At 48.7% G+C, this 18,710-nt stretch carries 16 protein-coding genes; 11 read left to right on the forward strand and 5 right to left on the reverse strand.

Annotated elements, in window-relative coordinates:
• Window positions 1-136 precede the first annotated feature (136 nt).
• Entirely contained in the window at window positions 137-325 is a 189-nt protein-coding gene (locus tag WC7_RS26945) for a cold shock small protein YmcF (RefSeq protein WP_071600303.1), read from the forward strand.
• A gap of 342 nt (window positions 326-667) precedes the next feature.
• Window positions 668-838 carry a hypothetical protein gene (locus tag WC7_RS16195; RefSeq protein WP_223949811.1) on the forward strand — a complete coding sequence of 57 codons (171 nt, stop codon included), beginning with the start codon at window positions 668-670 and terminating at the stop codon, window positions 836-838.
• A 202-nt stretch (window positions 839-1,040) separates the two neighbouring features.
• On the opposite strand, the gene WC7_RS16190 is transcribed toward WC7_RS16195, so the two are convergent.
• Window positions 1,041-2,126 carry an FUSC family protein gene (locus WC7_RS16190; protein WP_016152689.1) on the reverse strand — a complete coding sequence of 362 codons (1,086 nt, stop codon included), beginning with the start codon at window positions 2,124-2,126 and terminating at the stop codon, window positions 1,041-1,043.
• 850 nt (window positions 2,127-2,976) lie between these two features.
• Here WC7_RS16190 and WC7_RS26615 point away from each other — a divergent pair.
• The 5 genes from WC7_RS26615 to WC7_RS25340 all read left to right on the forward strand — a co-directional run bounded on the left by WC7_RS26615 (window position 2,977) and on the right by WC7_RS25340 (window position 4,562).
• Entirely contained in the window at window positions 2,977-3,183 is a 207-nt protein-coding gene (locus WC7_RS26615; protein WP_369707926.1) for a DUF2514 family protein, read from the forward strand.
• 283 nt (window positions 3,184-3,466) lie between these two features.
• A complete protein-coding gene (gene cspG / locus WC7_RS16185; RefSeq protein WP_016152690.1) occupies window positions 3,467-3,679 on the forward strand; it encodes a cold shock protein CspG in 213 nt (70 codons plus the stop codon).
• Window positions 3,680-3,689: 10 nt separating this feature from the next.
• Window positions 3,690-3,878 carry a cold shock small protein YmcF gene (locus tag WC7_RS25335; RefSeq protein WP_087121842.1) on the forward strand — a complete coding sequence of 63 codons (189 nt, stop codon included), beginning with the start codon at window positions 3,690-3,692 and terminating at the stop codon, window positions 3,876-3,878.
• Window positions 3,879-3,951: 73 nt separating this feature from the next.
• A complete protein-coding gene (locus WC7_RS0124450; protein WP_032947006.1) occupies window positions 3,952-4,182 on the forward strand; it encodes a hypothetical protein in 231 nt (76 codons plus the stop codon).
• A 206-nt stretch (window positions 4,183-4,388) separates the two neighbouring features.
• Window positions 4,389-4,562: a GnsA/GnsB family addiction module toxin gene (locus WC7_RS25340; protein WP_016152691.1), complete on the forward strand. Its 174-nt coding sequence runs from the start codon at window positions 4,389-4,391 to the stop codon at window positions 4,560-4,562.
• A 262-nt stretch (window positions 4,563-4,824) separates the two neighbouring features.
• Here the strand turns inward: WC7_RS25340 and WC7_RS27315 are convergent, their stop codons facing one another.
• Entirely contained in the window at window positions 4,825-4,941 is a 117-nt protein-coding gene (locus WC7_RS27315; protein ID WP_350185928.1) for a YnaM/YnfT family protein, read from the reverse strand.
• A gap of 318 nt (window positions 4,942-5,259) precedes the next feature.
• Between WC7_RS27315 and WC7_RS27085 the strand changes: the two genes are divergently transcribed.
• Both WC7_RS27085 and WC7_RS16175 read left to right on the forward strand, forming a co-directional pair.
• Window positions 5,260-5,424 (forward strand): YnfU family zinc-binding protein, encoded by a 165-nt coding sequence (locus WC7_RS27085; protein WP_175299807.1) that lies wholly within the window; start codon window positions 5,260-5,262, stop codon window positions 5,422-5,424.
• Between the two features lie 156 nt (window positions 5,425-5,580).
• Entirely contained in the window at window positions 5,581-14,163 is an 8,583-nt protein-coding gene (locus tag WC7_RS16175) for a GH36-type glycosyl hydrolase domain-containing protein (RefSeq protein WP_016152692.1), read from the forward strand.
• A 19-nt stretch (window positions 14,164-14,182) separates the two neighbouring features.
• Here the strand turns inward: WC7_RS16175 and WC7_RS16170 are convergent, their stop codons facing one another.
• Window positions 14,183-14,416, reverse strand: coding sequence for a hypothetical protein (locus WC7_RS16170; protein ID WP_029139493.1), 234 nt, complete (start codon window positions 14,414-14,416; stop codon window positions 14,183-14,185).
• Window positions 14,417-14,569: 153 nt separating this feature from the next.
• Between WC7_RS16170 and WC7_RS27090 the strand changes: the two genes are divergently transcribed.
• Complete coding sequence (locus WC7_RS27090) at window positions 14,570-14,746, forward strand: YnfU family zinc-binding protein (protein WP_213083733.1); 177 nt, start codon at window positions 14,570-14,572, stop codon at window positions 14,744-14,746.
• Window positions 14,747-15,248: 502 nt separating this feature from the next.
• Here WC7_RS27090 and potB read toward each other — a convergent pair.
• Window positions 15,249-16,112, reverse strand: coding sequence for a spermidine/putrescine ABC transporter permease PotB (potB, locus tag WC7_RS16165; protein WP_016150058.1), 864 nt, complete (start codon window positions 16,110-16,112; stop codon window positions 15,249-15,251).
• Entirely contained in the window at window positions 16,096-17,232 is a 1,137-nt protein-coding gene (gene potA / locus WC7_RS16160) for a spermidine/putrescine ABC transporter ATP-binding protein PotA (RefSeq protein WP_016152695.1), read from the reverse strand. The genes potB and potA overlap by 17 nt, the downstream gene beginning before the upstream one ends.
• A gap of 250 nt (window positions 17,233-17,482) precedes the next feature.
• On the opposite strand from potA, the gene pepT reads away from it, so the two are divergent.
• Window positions 17,483-18,709, forward strand: a complete 1,227-nt coding sequence (gene pepT, locus WC7_RS16155; RefSeq protein ID WP_016152696.1) for a peptidase T — start codon at window positions 17,483-17,485, stop codon at window positions 18,707-18,709.
• The last annotated feature ends 1 nt before the right edge of the window (window position 18,710 follow it).

An 18,710-nucleotide genomic window follows, 5' to 3' on the forward strand; every position in this document is an offset into this window, starting at 1 on the left:
TAAGAAATATTTATTTTTTATTGCTTTTAATAGTGAGTTGTAACCTGATACTGAAAACCAAGAGAAATTATTAGTTAAATAGATCTTTTGGATATCACTGCGGTAGTGAGTGTTGTAGCAAATAAAGGCTAACATCATGACCGACCATATTTATTTTAAGTGCCCTTGTTGTCATGGGTCACAGTACAGAACTTCCCATTTTGATGTGACTGAGAAAAATCCCTTTGGTGCAAAGTGTATTTTTTGTAAATCATCAATGATCACACCAGATAACTATGCGCCATATACTTCCAGTAAATCAAATGAACAGGTGTTGCGAAAGTAACATTTGGCTCTGACCTTCCAGTTAAGGCGGCAAGATTCATTATCATTGCCAGGCACTGGTTTAAGTCCAACAAGGGCCGTCAGCCAGCTACTACCTCATCGAATTGAGCGGGCGACTTTTGAACTTGCAGGAGACGAGGGTTTGATCCTCTATGGTTACACCATGAATAAAAACCTCGTTCTAACGGGGTTTTGTCATTTCAGGGTTATCCGTGCAACATACAAGTAAGTTGGGCAAAGAATTGTATTTTTTGTTTTGCTATTAACATCATGTCTGATGTGTAACGGTATTACTAATAACCACATGAAGGGCAACGCATTGAGAATCCTACAAAACCATATTATGGCCCAGGAAATTGGTGAAACAGTTATCCAGCTACTTGAAAATGGCAAAAGGGTTACGACAGGGAATATCATTGATTTGCTCGAACGGAAAAGTCATGCCTTGCACGGTCAAGAGGCCGATGAGATAAGAGAAATATTGATATTTATCAGGAAAAAATCTGTTCTGTAAACGTGTTATAAATCACCTACGGTGCTCACGGATTATGGTTTCTCAATCAAAGACCTACTGAGAGGCATCCAGCCTGGTAGTGCAAAACTCTTCTTTTCTGGCCCACACAATAGAATGGGCCTTTTCATTACTAAAAGATAGGTTGTGATATCTGGACGATGTGAGGCAATAATGATTACATATTTGTCGGTTGACATTGAAATCAATTATTTTCTGTAAGCGCTTTTGTGATTAAGGTTGATAGTGCTTCAAGTTGGATAGCAAGCTGAATGCTCAACCAGACATATCCGTGAACGGCGCTTTCAATGATTTCCTCACCTTCATTGGCGAGCAAAAGACAATGCAACTCTTTAGTAATTTCGAGAAGATGCTCGCTATTTGATGCTATCGGCGTTGGGTTTCCTTCATGCAGGGCATGTGCGAGGGTGTTGAGGGTGCTACGGGTCATTTGTTCCATATCTGACAGCGTGTGAGTATTCAATATGAGAAATCGACTGCCACGGGATGCCCAGTGGGCATTTATCTGAAATTTTTGCGCCGCTATCATATCGCGGGTTATCGATTGAATATCTTCAAGTAGACTCTTCGCAATCTTTGTTTCTTTATTTACTGGTGTAATAAGGCTGCGCATTTTTACTACATTATTCAACGCACGTGTTTGAAGTTTGGTCATTCTCGGGGGCGCAAGAACGTTTCGGGAGACTCCCGCAGTTGTTATTTTTAGATAATCAGAAAGAAAGTCAGCAAGTTGTATACGCCAGTTAATGAATGCTCTTTGGGGATAAATGCTGGTAAACAACATCGCCAGAATGCATCCTATAATAATGTTGGTGCTTCGCCACAATGCTGTTTGTAAGTCTCCTGCAGGAGCGCTGCTGACAACTGCCAGCGTGATACCAATCAATAATGCGGCATAGGGACGTTTACTCATGGCCAGAAAACCACAAAGGAAAGCTGCGCATCCACACCACAGCATCATCATAGTGAGAGAGTACATTTCAATGTGTAATGCGATGATCCCCAAAATCGCTCCCCCTACAGTTCCCGCCATACGTTCAAGTGCCCTGGGTATCACATTGCCCATGTAACTAATTGGTCCCATGACCACAACCAGTGTAATCAGGGGCCAGGAGTGGTCTGGTAAATTCAACATTCTTATCAGTAAGAAAGTTATAACAAATGCTAAAGCAATACGGATCCCATGAACTACGCGATAGTTGCGGTAAATCTTAAGTTCTAAAGGACTTATCGGTTTATTCCGTTCAATGGAAAAAATATTGTTTTTCATTAGTTAAAATCTTTAACATAGACAGAATTATAAAGAATGTTCAGATATACACTGAAAAAATAATCTCGTCTTACTTTTTTAACTTATAAAAAAGGAGGGCGATGCCTGACATAGGTTATTGTTAATCAATTGCTAATGCAGTAGCGAAAGAAGACGTAATTTTTAATACCCACATTATCTTTGGATTTGCCATTATGGTGGTAAGCGGTTCTACACATATTGAGTGGCCCCTGACTTAAATTCAACATGTTGACTTTGACAGATATTAAAAACTTGTGCACTTCCAAAATACTGGTTAGCATGTTTAAAACGTTTTCTTTTACAGGTTGTTATAATGCTAAGCAAAACAGGTCAGATGGTGTCTGTGCACGGCTTTATATCAGCAACGGTATCATTATATTTATAACATATGCACTTTGATGAGCTAAGGCCCGGACCAAAGCTCATGAGATATAAGTTCTGGCTACATTAGATGGAAGCGGTACACAACCTATTCATGTGTTATCGAAAAGCAACTACGTAAACAGAAAGTGCAAGTGCGAGAAATATCCAGTATTGAGAATGGTAATGGAAAAGTTTGAGCATAAATATCCTCCACAGATTCGGTTCCTAATTAATGGCAGATTTAAATGTCAACAACAAACAAAAAAGCATGGGCATTGATTGTTTGATTGTTTCATATTGTTTCAGTGATGCGCTATGACGGTGCGTTTGCACCAACAATAGGATTCTTGCATTGTTATGGTGAGCTTAGTGTCAGCCGGGCATTAAGACGCGATCAATCTACTGATAAATATAACCCAGGCAGCCATATGCGGCTTATTCTATCCTGTCTGTCACTCTTTGCCGGCTGCGCACCGATGCAACAAAGCTTGCCCGCCGCCTGAATGCCGCAAAGCACACCGGAAATCTTGCCGTTCCTGCCAAAAGCAAAACAGCCGGAGCTGACGTTGTAATCCTCTCTGACATGCTCGGAAATTTCGTGGTAGACGCTAAATATTATGCTGAGATGGAGGAAATACGACTCTTCCGTGAGTCAAAATCCCTGAAAACTTAGGGTGATAGATAAAGGTCTTAAGCAGCATGACATAATTTTCGATTTAAGCTATTTAAATTCATTTTTATGATAAGAATCATGTGCGATTTCCCTATAAAACTAAATCTTGCTATGTTTGGTTAATCATGCGTTAATGAATTCTTGGTTTGTAACGAATTTATCTAAAGCAAGTACTGTAATAATTTTATTTCTTGTTCCTGTTGAGATTTCCTTGCTAGCTTTTCTCTCTGATGATTTTTTCGGACCATTCTGCCCAAGGGCTTACTCAAGAAAGGTAATAATTATGTCTAATAAAATGACTGGCTTAGTTAAATGGTTCAATCCTGAAAAAGGTTTTGGGTTTATCACCCCTAAAGATGGCAGTAAAGATGTGTTTGTACACTTTTCTGCTATCCAGAGTAATGATTTCAAGACGCTGAATGAGAATCAGGAAGTTGAGTTTAGTGTTGAACAGGGACCTAAAGGCCCCTCAGCAGTTAATGTCGTGGTTGTATAAGGTAACTGTTATTACACATCATATTCACTTCAGATGCCCGTGTTGCCACGGATCTCAGTACAGAACGTCGAGCTTTGATGTTACTGAAAAAAATCCTTTCGGAGCAAAATGTATTTTTTGCAAATCGGTAATGATTACATTTGACAATATTGCGCTATACATTCGTTCTGGTCAGACTTTGTTAGATTTTAGAAAATAAAGTTCAGGTTCCTTATGGAGCCTTTTTTGTATGCTAAACCGTTCATCTTTGTACGAACAATCACGGTATCATTATGAAAAAAGTAATCGTTTTTTTTAACTCAGAACCGGCAGTTGTTGTATCCGTAATGAAGGGAATTACTTCGATAATGCGTGAGTTTCCCAATGGGGAAAAAGCACGCCTGTCCGTGATGTCAGCAGGATTTCCATCTCTGACAGGAGACCATAAAATAGTTTATGTTGCCTCTGATCGCGATGTCAGTTCCGAAGAGATTCTCGAGGCAGCATCGAAGCTTTTGAAGTGACATCTGATTGTTTCTTTACCGACCGAGATAGTAGTCCAGTGGTTTGCAGGTTTTTTGCGCTTTTCTTGTATGAAGATTGCACTGCAACCTCTTGATTATTGAGTCTTTCCATTCTATCTTTTAAACATGTCAGCGCTGTTATAAGTGCTCCACGGGGAATGTTACATACTTGGCGTTGATACGTTAGAGATCAAGAGAGGTAAATAATGAACGTCGAAGAGTTAAAAACAAAAACTGAAGCGGATATTTCTGAATTCATTACAAAAAAAATTGTTGAACTCAAAAAAAAGACAGGAAAAGAAGTTTCCGACATCCAGTTTACTGCTCGTGAAAAAATGACTGGGCTTGAAAGCTATGATATTAAAATTACATTGATCTAATTGTTAAAAGACCCAGCTCGAATGAAAAGCATTATCTTAAAAGGTAATGCTTTTTTATTGTTGTCAAAAAATTTGGATGTTGTCAAAACCTTCATTTTTAATCATAGAGACAAGTCCTGACTTTTTAATGGGGCCTTTCCGATGCCAGCCCGCGCTATCGGGCTACTGCTGGCTCAGGGCAGGGAATGCACTTGTCGAATATTTCGTGGTCAGTGGGTATCACATTGAGGGGAGTGGGGTGACGTAGTAGCCTGCGAATGGGTTAATTATCATTTCGGTCGGGATTGTTAGATAACCCAACACCTACTTTTACCGCAGCAAACAACATAATGCACAGAGCGGTAATGACGGTAAATACCAATGAAAGACTGGTAATCATAAATTTTCTTCATTTCAGATGGATTTGATTATTAGACTAAGGCATAAAGGAAAAGTTCAGGGTAAATATCATAGTATTTCCCGGAAAAAATATCGAAGCGGGTGATTGTATACCAGAGCGGGCTGCAGGGAGCCATATCCAAGAGTGGCGGATCAACGGTCTCAACGGCCCCTGTGGCTGCAAATATCTATCTTGGCAAACGTCGTCATCTACCCTGTGATATCCCCCTTTTGGATAAAAAATAGGAAGATAAATTAAATGGTTAAATTTTATCCAAACGTGGTACAGTGAATCTCATTCATCGAAAGGGTAATCATCATGTCTCTCATCGATTACGCAATGAAGTACCTCGGCGGCGTATCGACGACTACTGTCATCTGCCCGGCCTGCGGCTTACGTTCATCCCAATCTATTTCTAAAATTCGCCTTAAGCAGACAATGCTGTGCCCTGGCTGTAAAACACTGTTTGTTTCACCACGATAACCCTGACACTTAGTTGCACCTAAACCCGGTGTTCTATACTTAAGTCAAATCCCGGCAGCTGTTAAATCCCTGATGCCTTACGCCCATCCTGAGAGAACGTTTCTGAACTGATTTCGCAACTGCTCCTGCATGCTAACTCTGCATCAGAGCAATGCTATGAAAATGAACCCCAGGGCGTGGTTTAACCGCTCCCATATTCCGATGAATGCTACCGAAAGCGTAACGTTTTCGGCGAACGATCCTGCCGGTGAAAGCACTCTGCAGTCAGAACTCTTTTCGACCACCCAGATGGAACGCTACGGTCAGAAGCTCGCACGGACCCATAAATTATCGCCGGATAAACATCCTTATTATCTTCTAAAAAGACTCGGCGAGAATGAGGCCATCATTACCCAAAGCTGTTATGAGCTTAACGCGGGTAAAAAGACCAGCATCATGCCTGCCGGGGAGTGGTTGCTGGACAATTATTATCTGATTGAGGAACAAATCCGCACTGTCCGCCAGCACTTGCCGAAAAGCTTTGGTAAAGGTCTCCCGTCGCTGATGTCGCCGCTGAATTGCCCACGAATTTACAATATTGCATCAGAGGCCATTGCTCACGGTGACGGGCGCTGGGATGCCGCCAGCCTGACCAGCTATCTCACCGCCTATCAACAGGTGACCCCGCTGACATTAGGTGAAGTCTGGGCGTTACCGGGAATGCTGCGCCTGGCGCTGATTGAAAATCTTCGTCGTATCAGTATCGAAGTGATCAAAGCGCAGCAGGACAGAACGCTGGCTGATATGTGGATAACAAAGATTTTCGGATGTGCAGAGAATGCCCCTGGCGATTTAATCATGGTGGTTGCCGATATGGCACGCTCCCGACCTACGTTAACCAGTGCGTTTGTCGCAGAGCTGGTGCGGCGCCTGCAGGGGCATGGCAATGCGCTGTCGTTACCTCTGACCTGGGTTGATCAGTGCCTTCGGGAACAGGGGATCACCACCGACGTTCTCATACATAATTTCAATCAACAGCTTGCCGCCAGCCAGCTATCTGTCAGTAACAGTATCGCGGGTCTGCGATTACTGAGTGAAACGGATTGGGCTGATTTCGCCGAAACGATAAGTGTCGTCGAACAGGCATTACGCAATGATCCTGCCGGTATCTATCCTCGGATGCACTTCAATACCCGGGATCATTACCGGCACGTTGTTGAGGTCCTGGCCAGAGACAGTGGTCTCAGCGAGCCTGAAGTTGCTGACAGGGTGCTGACGCTTTCAGGAAACAGTGCTCCCGATACACTGGAACATCATGTTGGTTATTATCTCGCAGGCGAAGGTCGGCAGGCGCTGGAAATTCATCTGTTAGCAGACACCTCAAGGCTCATGCGCTTGCGGCACAGTTTCAACAGAATAACCCTGCTGTCATGGCTTGGAAGCCTGGCGTTGTTGACAACCGCAACGACCGCGGCAATTTTGCACGAAACAGCCATGCAGGGCGCAGACTGGCTGTTGATCGCGGTGATATTCCCTCTGATTATTGCTGTAACTCAGTTAATGAGCGATTTACTCAGTGACGCCACCACCCGTTTTCGCGTTCCTCGCCCCTTGCCGCGGATGGATTTCTCAACCGGCATTCCCCCTGACAGCGCCACTCTGTTAGTCATCCCCTGCATGCTGACCAGCCACGCAAGTTTCAGCCAACTCCTCACCAGTCTTGAAGTCTGCTGGTTGGGGAATGAAAACGAAAATCTCAGGTTTGCGCTGCTCACTGATTTCGCTGATTCTGCAAATGAACCCTCGCCGGAAAGCCAGATTCTGCTCAGACAGGCGATCGCCGATACGCAGGCGCTGAATCGCCGCTATCCCTCCAGTCGCCCACGTTTTTACCTGCTACACCGCCAACCTGAATGGAACCCCGCGGAAGGAACGTGGATGGGCTATGAACGCAAGCGGGGAAAGCTGGCGTTACTGAACAGCTGGTTGCGCCATCCGGGGACACAATTCGTCAGCGTTGCAGACATGCCTGCTAACCTGTTACCGGGCCATATTAAATACGTCATTACCCTGGACAGTGATACGGTGCTGCCGCGCGATACGGCGCACAAACTGGTCGCAACGATGGCGCATCCGCTGAATACGCCAGAGTATGATCCGGTACGCCAGAGGGTTGTCAAAGGATTTGGCATTTTACAACCCGGCCTTGCGGAGGAGATACCACGCAACGGTCAGGGACGTTACGCCGCCATGCGCAGCAGCATACCGGGCAATAATCCCTATTCGATGATGTCTTCGGATATCTATCAGGATCTTTTTGGGGAAGGATCGTTCGTGGGCAAAGGGATTTACGATGTTGACATTTTTATGCAGGCCACTGCCAACACCTGCCCGGAAAACCTGGTTCTCAGCCATGATCTACTCGAAGGATGCTATGCACGTTCGGGTCTGCTCAGTGAGGTGTTACTTTATGAACAGTACCCGAATAATTATCTGTCGGATGTTGCACGCCGTTCACGCTGGATCCGGGGTGACTGGCAACTGCTTAACTGGCTGAAACCACGTGTCAGAAGAGCCGATGGAACCCGGACCAGGAATCCGCTGACCGCGCTTTCTTACTGGAAATTACTCGATAATCTGCGTCGCAGTCTGGTCGCCCCCTCATTACTGGTATTGCTGTTCTTCACCCTGCTAGGGGTACCTAATCCGGTTTACTGGCTGGGCGTACTGTCGCTGATATGGCTGTTGCCAACCATCCTCTGCATCACCCATGACCTGCTGCATAAACCTCTGCGTCGCCGCCTGAAGCCGCATCTGTTACTGGTAGGGGCGGGCGCGCTGAAGCGTTTGTCAGGTATCGGCCTTAATTTTGCGATACTGCCGCACGAAGCCGGATATTCGCTAAAAGCGATCGCCGTGACGTTATGGCGATTGGGGATCAGCAGGCGTCACCTCAGCCAGTGGGTCAGCCACAGCCAGGACAGCAATCAGGCCGGACCCACTGTCGCGCGTTTTTATCTGGCGATGTGGCTGAATGTTGCATGTGGTGTGATGCTGATAATACTGACCGGACAATTTGCTCCACAACTGCTGGGGATTGCGTTGCCGATCGGTTTGTTATGGTGTGTGGCACCGCTGCTGATGAGCTGGCTGAGTCGCCAGCCTGCGCGTAAGGTGTTTTCGCCCAATCCGGAACAAAAACAGCTGTTGCGCCAGACAAGCCGTGAAATCTGGGCGTTTTTTGAAACCTTTGCCACAGAAAAAGAGAACTGGCTTCCGCCTGATAATTACCAGGAAATACCGCAGCCGACGGTGGCCCATCGAACTTCTCCTACTAATATTGGCCTTTCCCTCATGGCTAACCTGACGGCATGGGACTTTGGCTACCTGCCCGGCGGGGAAGTGCTCCGGCGCGTGTCGCTCACGCTCGACACAATGGATAAAATGGAGCACTACCGGGGCCATCTCTACAACTGGTATGACACTCGTACGCTGGCCCCCCTCAGCCCACGCTATATCTCAAGCGTCGACAGCGGCAACATGGCAGGGCATTTGTTGACGCTGCGTGCAGGGCTGTCCGCCATGCGTCATCAGCCAGTTTTAAATCGCCAACAGATACTGGCAGGACTGAACGATACGCTGGATATTCTGGAAAAACAGTGGGGTCAGAACCCGCCTGACAGCTTGCGGTTGCTGCGAAAACACTGCCTGAGCGCGGTGTCGCTCTCTCCGCAGACATTTTTCAGCGAGCTGAAAAATATGCGCACCCAGTGCAATCACCTGAACACGCTATGCCATCAGGGATCTCCTCTTCAGATGCGTTGGGCAGGACATCTGGAGCATCAACTGGTTCAGCTTTGCCATGAGTGGTCGCTGCTGCTTGGTTGGTTACCTGCATCCTGGAACGAACAGACGCTGCCGACTTTATGCGAGCTTGCGCGCGCAACATTTACTGGTGTAGGAACCCCCCCGGCGTCAGCGACGGAGCAGGCCCGGATGCGACTCAATATTATCACTGAACTTGAACAACGGCTGGATGAGCATGCCCGGATGGATTTCGCCTTTCTGTACAGCGAAGCAACCAGTCTGCTCAGTGTTGGCTATAACTGTGACACGAATATGCCTGACAAGAGCCACTACGATCTTCTGCCGTCTGAAATCCGCCTGACCAGCTTTCTTGCCATTGCCACTAATCAGCTACCTCTTAAAAGCTGGTACGCGCTGGGGCGACTGTTCACCACCATTGACAATGAAACCGCCCTGATGTCATGGAGCGGGTCAATGTTTGAATACCTGATGCCGAATCTGGTAATGCCCACCTGGCCTGGCAGCTTGCTCGATGAAATGAGTCAGTCGGCGGTAATGCGCCAGATTCATTGGGGGAAAGAACGCGGAGTACCGTGGGGCGTTTCAGAGTCTGGTTATCATGCTTTTGATGTTCAGCATAATTATCAATATCAGGCATTTGGTGTGCCGGGTCTCGGCCTGCGCAGGGGGCTTGCTGATGACATGGTTGTCGCCCCTTACGCCACACTGCTGGCGTTAATGGTCTCGCCACAGAAAGCCTGTGAGAACCTGATCAGGCTGCAAAAAAATGGCGCACATGGTGAATACGGTTTTTATGAAGCGCTGGACTATACTCCCTCACGCCTCGCAACCGGTCAGCTCTATGCGGTGGTCCAGTCCTGGATGGCGCATCACCAGGGCATGGCGTTTCAGGCGCTGGCTCATGTGCTACTTGACGCCCCGATGACTGAACGCTTCATGTCCAGTACGGTCTTCCGCTCAGCGAGCCTGCTGTTACAGGAACGCGTGCCGGATGCAGTTGATCTGTACAGTCCGCGCCGTCATTTTGAATCTCATGAGGGCAGGGTCAAACCCGTTCGCTATGAACCCCGTATTTTCTATGGCGTGGACACGCCGGCCCCGGATATTCAACTGCTGTCCAACAACCATTATCATCTGATGTTGACCACGGGCGGCGGCGGCTATAGTCGCTGGAATAATATTGCGCTTACGCGCTGGCGCAGTGATACCACCCGCGATAACTGGGGAGCATTTTGCTATATCCGCGATATACAGACGGGGAATGTGACGAGCAATACATGGCAACCGACAGCCCACACCAGCGGGCATGACGAGGAAGTGATATTCACCGATGCGAGTGCTGAATTCAGACGCACTTTCGATGGGCTCAGCGTCAAAACTCAGGTTGTGATCTCCCCGGAGGATGATATTGAGTTGCGACGACTCACACTGATTCATCGTGGTCGCCAGCCCCGCTCTCTGGAACTGACAACCTATGCCGAAGTAGTACTGGCACCTGAAGCCAGCGATCTGGCACACCCGGCATTTAGCAATCTGTTTATTCAGACGGAACTGGATCCTGAGCGTGACGCTATTCTTTGCCACCGGCGCCCGCGTTCACCGGGTGAAGCGAGTCCCTGCCTGTTTCACATGATGGTGGTGCATGGCGATAACCGTCATAACGTTTCGTTTGAAACAGACAGGGCAAAATTTCTTGGTCGTGGCAGAAACCCTGCGGATGCCCAGGCAATAAAGGCAGGCGGGGCGCTCAGCAACACGTCGGGGTCAGTGCTGGATCCGATCCTGGCAATACGCCACGCCATCACCCTGCAGCCGGGGCAGCCGGTCACGATTGATATCATTTATGGCATCAGTGAGACCCGCCAGCAGAGCCTGGCGTTGCTGGAAAAATACCGCGATTACCCTATCGCTGATCGCGTCTTTGAACTGGCCTGGTCTCACAGTCTGGTGGTGTTACGCCAGATGAACGCCAGTGAAGATGATGCCACTTTGTTTAATCGTCTTGCCAGCGCGGTGCTTTACCCTGTCCAGGAGCTGCGCGCCGAAGGCCAGGCGATCAGCCGCAACCGGCGGGGTCAGTCCGGTCTGTGGGGCTGGGCAATTTCAGGCGATCTGCCGATAGTGCTTCTCAGTATTACCAGCGAGGAAAGTATTGCCTCAGTGACCACACTGATTCAGGCGCACCGTTACTGGAGACAGAAAGGACTGGATGTTGATTTGGTTATCCTGAATAACAGTCCCGGCGGCTACCAGCAGGGCTTACAAAATCAGATTATGGACTTAATTTATGCCGGGTCTGAAGCCAGTCTGCTGGACAAAACGGGCGGTATTTTTGTTCGTAATGGCGAGCATCTCTCTGCTGAGGATAAGTTGCTTTTGATGAGCGTGGCCTGTCTTTATCTTGATGACCGCACAGGCAGTATCAATGAGCAGCTTAATCAGCGTACTCACACCCTTAAACCTCAGGCCAGAGCACTCATTCCACGAGCTGTGCGCGAGCGTAATCAACATACGGACTGGAGTCCCGATATCAGTCAGTTATGTCATTTCAATGGGTACGGTGGATTTTCTCAGGATGGTCGGGAATATCAGATTGTCCTGCGCGAAGATGCGCAGACACCGGCACCCTGGTCAAACGTACTGGCAAATGCCCGTTTTGGCACTGTGATTTCAGAGGCGGGACAGGCCTACTCCTGGTATGAGAATGCACATGAATACCGGTTGACACCGTGGGAGAACGATCCGGTGAGCGATCGCAGCGGCGAGGCGTTTTATCTGCGCGATGAAGAGAGCGGTGAGTGTTGGTCACCGACGGCTTTACCTGTTCGCGGACATGGTGATTACCTGACCCGCCATGGTTTTGGTTACAGCGTGTTTGCCCATCGAGAGAATGGTATAGACAGCGAGCTGACGGTTCTGGTTGCCGAAGAGGCGCCGGTTAAACTGGCGCTCCTGACGCTCAGTAACTCTTCGGGGCGGACACGAAAACTTTCCGTCACCGGCTATGTGGAGTGGACACTCGGAGGAACACGAACTCGTTCAGCCCCTCACATTGTGACACATGCGGCCAGACCGCCTGGCGGCTGCGGAGTGCTGGCGAACAACTTTTATGGTGATAACGGTAGCGGTCGTACTGCCTTTTTTGCCGTCAGCGGTAATGACTGTTCGTTGACCGGGGACCGCCGGGAGTTTATCGGTCGTAATGGTTCTCTGCACGCCCCGTCGGTCATGAAGCTACGCAGGCTTTCAGGTAAAACGGGCGCCGGTCTGGATCCCTGCGGGGCAGTACAATCGGCGGTTACATTAATTGATGGCGATCAGAGGACGTTTATTTTTATCCTCGGCGCAGAGGAGAATCATATTCGAGCTCAGGAGACGCTTGCCCGTTATATGAATGAGGACACGGTCCGCCAGGAGCTGAACCGGGTTCACAACCACTGGCACAATGTGCTCGATAAAATTGTGGTTAACACTCCCGACACATCGGTAAATTTACTGGTGAATGGCTGGCTATTGTACCAGACGGTAGCCTGTCGCTTGATGGCTCGCAGCGGTTACTACCAGTCCGGCGGCGCATTTGGTTTTCGCGATCAACTGCAGGATACGCTGGCGCTGAGCCATGCTGATCCGAACCGGATGCGAGAACAGATAATCCTGTGTGCATCACGGCAATTTATTGAGGGTGATGTACAGCACTGGTGGCACCCGCCACACGGCAACGGGGTGCGCACCCGCTGTTCCGATGACTATCTGTGGCTTCCGCTTGCCGTTTGCCACTATGTTGAAACGACGGGGGATATGGATGTACTGGAAACACGTATTCCTTATCTGGAGGGACGTCCGCTTCAGCCTGGTGAAGAGTCTGCCTATGATACGCCGGTCATCAGCGGTACCGAAGAGACACTCTGGTTACACTGCGTCAAAGCCATTAAGTATGGACAACAGTTCGGGGAGCATGGTCTGCCGCTGATGGGGGCGGGTGACTGGAATGACGGCATGAACCGGGTGGGGATCGACGGCAAGGGTGAAAGCGTCTGGCTGGGCTTCTTCCTGTTCGACATTTTGCAGCGGTTTGCGGCGCTGGCTGATCGCAGGCTGGATGAAAGCGTCGCCTCAATGTGCCGTTCGCAGGCTGTGCGCCTGCAAAACAATCTCGAAGCCCACGCCTGGGATGGTGAATGGTACCGGCGTGGATATTTTGACGATGGTACTCCCCTGGGGTCGAAAGCCTCACAGGACTGCCGTATTGATGCGATTGCCCAGAGCTGGTCAGTATTGTCCGGGGCCGCTAGCCCGGGACGGTGCGCAAAGGCCATGCAGGCGCTGGATAAGCACCTTGTGGATAGCGAGGGGGGACTGATAAAACTATTAACGCCGCCTTTCGATGGGCACGGTCCAAATCCGGGGTACATACAGGGTTACCTGCCTGGTGTGCGGGAAAACGGAGGGCAGTATACACATGGCGCTATCTGGGCTGTAATGGCATTTGCCCGAATGGGGAATGCCGAACGTGCCTGGCAACTCTGGTCCATGCTCAGCCCGATAAATCATACTCTGAATGCGAACTCAGTCGGGATTTATAAAGCCGAGCCTTATGTCATGAGCGCTGATGTCTACAGCGTCGCTCCCCATATCGGACGTGCCGGATGGAGCTGGTATACCGGTTCATCAGGCTGGGCCTGGCGTTTACTTACCGAGGAATTACTGGGGATAAAACGTTCCGGTGCTGACCTTACGGTTCATGCCCGGTTGCCGGATGGGTGGCCGTCTTTTTCTATGACTTATCAATATGGCGAAAGCCATTATCAGATTAGTGTCTCACACGGCGATGCAGAATATCGCGTTACATTGGATGGTGTTCTCCTCCCTGATGACAGAATACCGCTGCGGGATGATGGACAAAACCATACGGTTGAGATTATTCAGAACTGACACTGAGTCCGGACGCGCATTAACGTCTGCCGTTAATGCGCTGATTATCCCTGAGAACCTCAATCGCTGTCTGCATGGCGATTTTGTCATCTCGTTTTTTTTGCTTGTCCTGCATGACCTGAAGGTATTCCAGCAAAGTTCGGGTATTAATAGGTCGGCCCTGTTTGCCCACTGCCAGCACGGCTTCGCCAAGAATAATTTTCACTGGTGGCAACTGGGCCGGGTACCAGTCAAGGGTGTCTTCTGATTTCATGATAAATTTCTCACGGAAGGGTATTATATCATAAATCAGACGTTTAATTTTCAATATCTGATATCCTGATTTAATCATAAATTAACATAACTTAAGCCAGTTATTTTTATATTAAGGCGTATAATAATTACTGTGTTCCTCAGAGAATTATTTATGTCTTATACAAAAGGACTCAGGCACTTTAAAGAAAGACCGGTGCATGTTGCCTGCCCGGTATGCGCATACAGAGCCGATCAGAAAGCAGGTAAACTAAGAAAAGATGCGGTTCTGGAGTGCCCTGCCTGCGGGCTGTTGTTCAGACCATCAGAATGCTGGTGTATCGGCGGCTGATCGGCTTCTGCCACCTAACGTGAGTGATGTTGGGAAATGACAATATTGCTCCTGTACTGTAGTTTGAGAGGATATGATGATGAAATCTAAAAAATCTATTTTTATTGAAGGACATATCCTTTCGAACAGCTGTCATGGGCAGGTTGGTCAATCTTTCTGTATCCACAGGGCCAGGTTTAATAATGGTAAATATGCGATTGTCCGGGAAGCATCAGGAATATGTTTCAAGCCTGGCGAAATTATTCAACGAAACGATTGCGAGTGGTTTTATAACCTTACCAAAATTCGCCTTCTCTCATTTGAGTACCTTGAAGATGATGAATCCAGAAGACAATTTCTTGAATATCGATAATAAATTCATGCGTATCATGACGGCATATTTTTGCGCGTTTACAATTCCTTTCTGATTTTACAAATCTTATCCCCGTTCGTGACCTGGCATGCAGTTTACTTGAGGGTAAAAAGCATGCCATGATCATTTTAACTTATTGAGTAATAGCGGTTAACTATCAATATCGCTAACCTTCTTGTTCAGCAAGCGGGAGGCGCGCCAGTAGATCAGCAGCATCAGACCCATGACGATGGTCAGCGTAATGCTGGTGGCAGCACCGAACGGCCAATCGCGGATGTTCAGGAACTGAACTTTAATCACGTTACCAATCAGCAGGTTTTTCGCCCCGCCCATTAAATCGGAAACGTAAAACAGCCCCATTGCGGGCAGCATAACCAGCAGGCATCCGGCGATAATTCCCGGCATCGTTAACGGAATAATGATGCGGGTGAAGGTCTGAAGTTTACTGGCGCCCAAATCGCGCGCGGCTTCCAGCAGCGGTTTATCGAGCTTTTCAATGCTGGAATAGAGCGGCATCACCATAAACGGCAGCAGGATGTACACCAGGCCGATAATCACCGCGCTGGGGGTAAACATGATGCGAATGGGGGTATCGATAACGCCGAGCCACAACAGAAATTCGTTGAGGTAGCCCTTGGTACTGAGGAATATTTTGAGTCCGTAGATGCGAATAAGCGAGTTGGTCCAGAACGGAACAATCAGCAGGAACAGCAGCAATGGACGCACTTTTTCCGGCAGTTTCACCAAAAACCAGGCAAACGGATAGCCGAGCACCAGACAGGCGAGCGTGGCAATCAGCGCCATATTGAGGGAGTGAACCAGTACCTCAAAATAGAGCGGATCGAGCAGGCGTGTATAGTTTTCCAGCGTAAAGACCATTTTGACGAAATTGGCGTCGTCGCGGGTCAAAAAGCTGGTGCCGATGATCATCAGGTTGGGCAGAAAGACAAATAACACAAGCCAACCGACAATGGTGACGATCACCACACTCTGGAATTTACTTGTGTTCTTCATCAGCCAGTACGACCTCCCAGCTTTCTACCCAGTTAATCGCCATTTTCTGGTCGAGAGAGTGGTCAAAGTCAGGATCGTCTTCGTTGAAGAATTCACTGACCATCACCATCTTGCCATTTTCCAGTTCCACAACCGACTCCAGCGTCATGCCCTTGTAGTTGCGTTCACGCACGTAGCCGATCAGGCCTTCGATATGATTGTCGTCGTTGATTTCATCAACGCGCAGATCTTCAGGGCGTAACAGGACGTGCAGCTTCTGCCCGGGAATCACCGCGAAGTTGACATAAATATTGCACTCGCGACCTTCAACGTTAGCACGAACGCGCTGTTCGTCCAGACGTTCTATCACCGTCGCGTTAAACATATTGATCTCACCGATAAACCCGGCGACGAACAGATTTTTCGGCTCTTCGTAGATTTCGCGCGGCGTACCGTCCTGCTCAATCTTGCCATCGCGCATCACCACGATACGGTCTGACATGGTCAGCGCCTCTTCCTGATCGTGTGTGACAAAGACAAAGGTGATACCAAGCTTACGTTGCAGCGCTTTCAGTTCGTTCTGCATCTGCTTGCGTAGTTTGTAGTCCAGCGCAGAGAGAGATTCGTCTAACAGGAGTAAACGGGGTTTATTGACCACCGCTCGAGCAATCGCTACGCGCTGCTGCTGTCCACCGGAGAGTTGATGCGGTTTTCGCTGGGCGAACTCTTCCAGTTGCACCATGCGCAGAGCTTCGGTAACGCGGGGAGGAATGTCGGCTGCGGGCGTTTTTTGCATGCGTAAGCCAAAGGCCACATTCTCAAATACGGTCATGTGGGGAAATAACGCATAGCTTTGGAAGACGGTGTTCACGTAGCGGTTTTCCGCAGGAACGTGAGTGATGTCCTGGTTGTCCAACATGATATGACCGGAATCAACCGTTTCCAGACCGGCAATCAGGCGAAGAACGGTTGTTTTACCGCAGCCAGAGGGGCCAAGCAGCGTGAGAAACTCGCCATTATTGATGGTCAAATCCAGGCTGGAAATCACCTCTTTGCCATCGAAACTTTTGCGAATTCCCGCTAATTGCACCAGTGGAGAAAGCGAACGCGGTTGTTTATTCAATTTTTTACTCTGTCCCATGTAAACGCAACGGATGGCTGACCGCTGCGGGGTTCGTGGTTAACCACCTTGATGACTCTTAATGAGGGCCGTTATTCTACGGCAAACCATGGTAATCGCCAATCCTTGTTGCGAATTACTGACTTAGCCCTATAGTCAGAGGGGATGTCAGGGCGAAATATTCTCACTTGCGGGGATAAAAGTGACCTGACGCAATATTTGTCTTTTGTTGCTTATTGATAATGTTGTCACAAAAAGTGAGGGTGACTGCATGGATAAACTACTTGAGCGTTTTTTACACTACGTGTCGCTGGACACCCAATCAAAATCGGGCGTGCGGCAGGTACCCAGCACCGAAGGACAGTGGAAGTTATTACAACTGCTCAAACAACAGCTCGAAGAGATGGGGCTGGTTAACATTTCACTGAGCGAAAAGGGGACGCTGATGGCCACGTTGCCCGCTAACGTTGCTGGCAATATTCCCGCGATCGGCTTTATTTCCCATGTGGATACCTCACCGGATTTCAGCGGTAAAAACGTTAATCCGCAAATCGTTGAAAACTATCGCGGCGGCGATATTGCGTTAGGCATTGGTGATGAAGTTCTGTCGCCGGTGATGTTCCCGGTGCTGCATCAACTTCTGGGTCAGACGCTGATCACTACAGACGGTAAAACGCTGCTGGGCGCGGATGATAAAGCTGGCGTGGCGGAAATCATGACCGCGCTGGCGGTGCTCATCCAAAAAGATATTCCGCACGGTGATATCCGCGTGGCCTTTACGCCGGACGAAGAGGTTGGTAAAGGGGCGAAGCATTTTGACGTTGCGGCATTTGATGCGCAGTGGGCCTATACCGTTGACGGCGGTGGCGTGGGAGAGCTGGAATTTGAAAACTTCAACGCCGCGTCGGTTAATATCAAAATTGTCGGCAACAATGTGCATCCCGGTACCGCAAAAGGGGTGATGGTGAATGCGCTGTCGCTGGCTGCTCGTATTCATGCTGAGGTTCCAGCAGACGAAAGCCCGGAAACGACGGAAGGCTACGAAGGCTTTTATCATCTGGCGAGCATGAAAGGGACGGTCGATCGGGCGGATATGCACTACATCATCCGTGATTTTGACCGCAAGCAGTTTGAAGCGCGCAAACGCAAGATCATGGAGATCGCCAAAAAGGTCGGTAAAGGGTTACACCCGGATTGCTATATCGAACTGGTGATTGAAGACAGCTACTACAATATGCGCGAAAAAGTGATTGAGCATCCGCACGTGCTGGATATCGCCCAGAAGGCGATGCGCGATTGCGATATTGAGCCGGTGCTGAAACCTATTCGTGGCGGCACCGACGGCGCGCAGCTGTCGTTTATGGGGTTACCGTGTCCGAATCTGTTTACCGGAGGCTACAACTATCATGGTAAACATGAGTTTGTAACTCTGGAAGGAATGGAAAAAGCGGTGCGGGTGATTGTACGTATTGCGGAGTTAACCGCAAAGCAGCAGTAAA

It is taken from the genome of Citrobacter sp. KTE151 (assembly GCF_000398845.1).
Lineage (GTDB): Bacteria > Pseudomonadota > Gammaproteobacteria > Enterobacterales > Enterobacteriaceae > Citrobacter > Citrobacter braakii.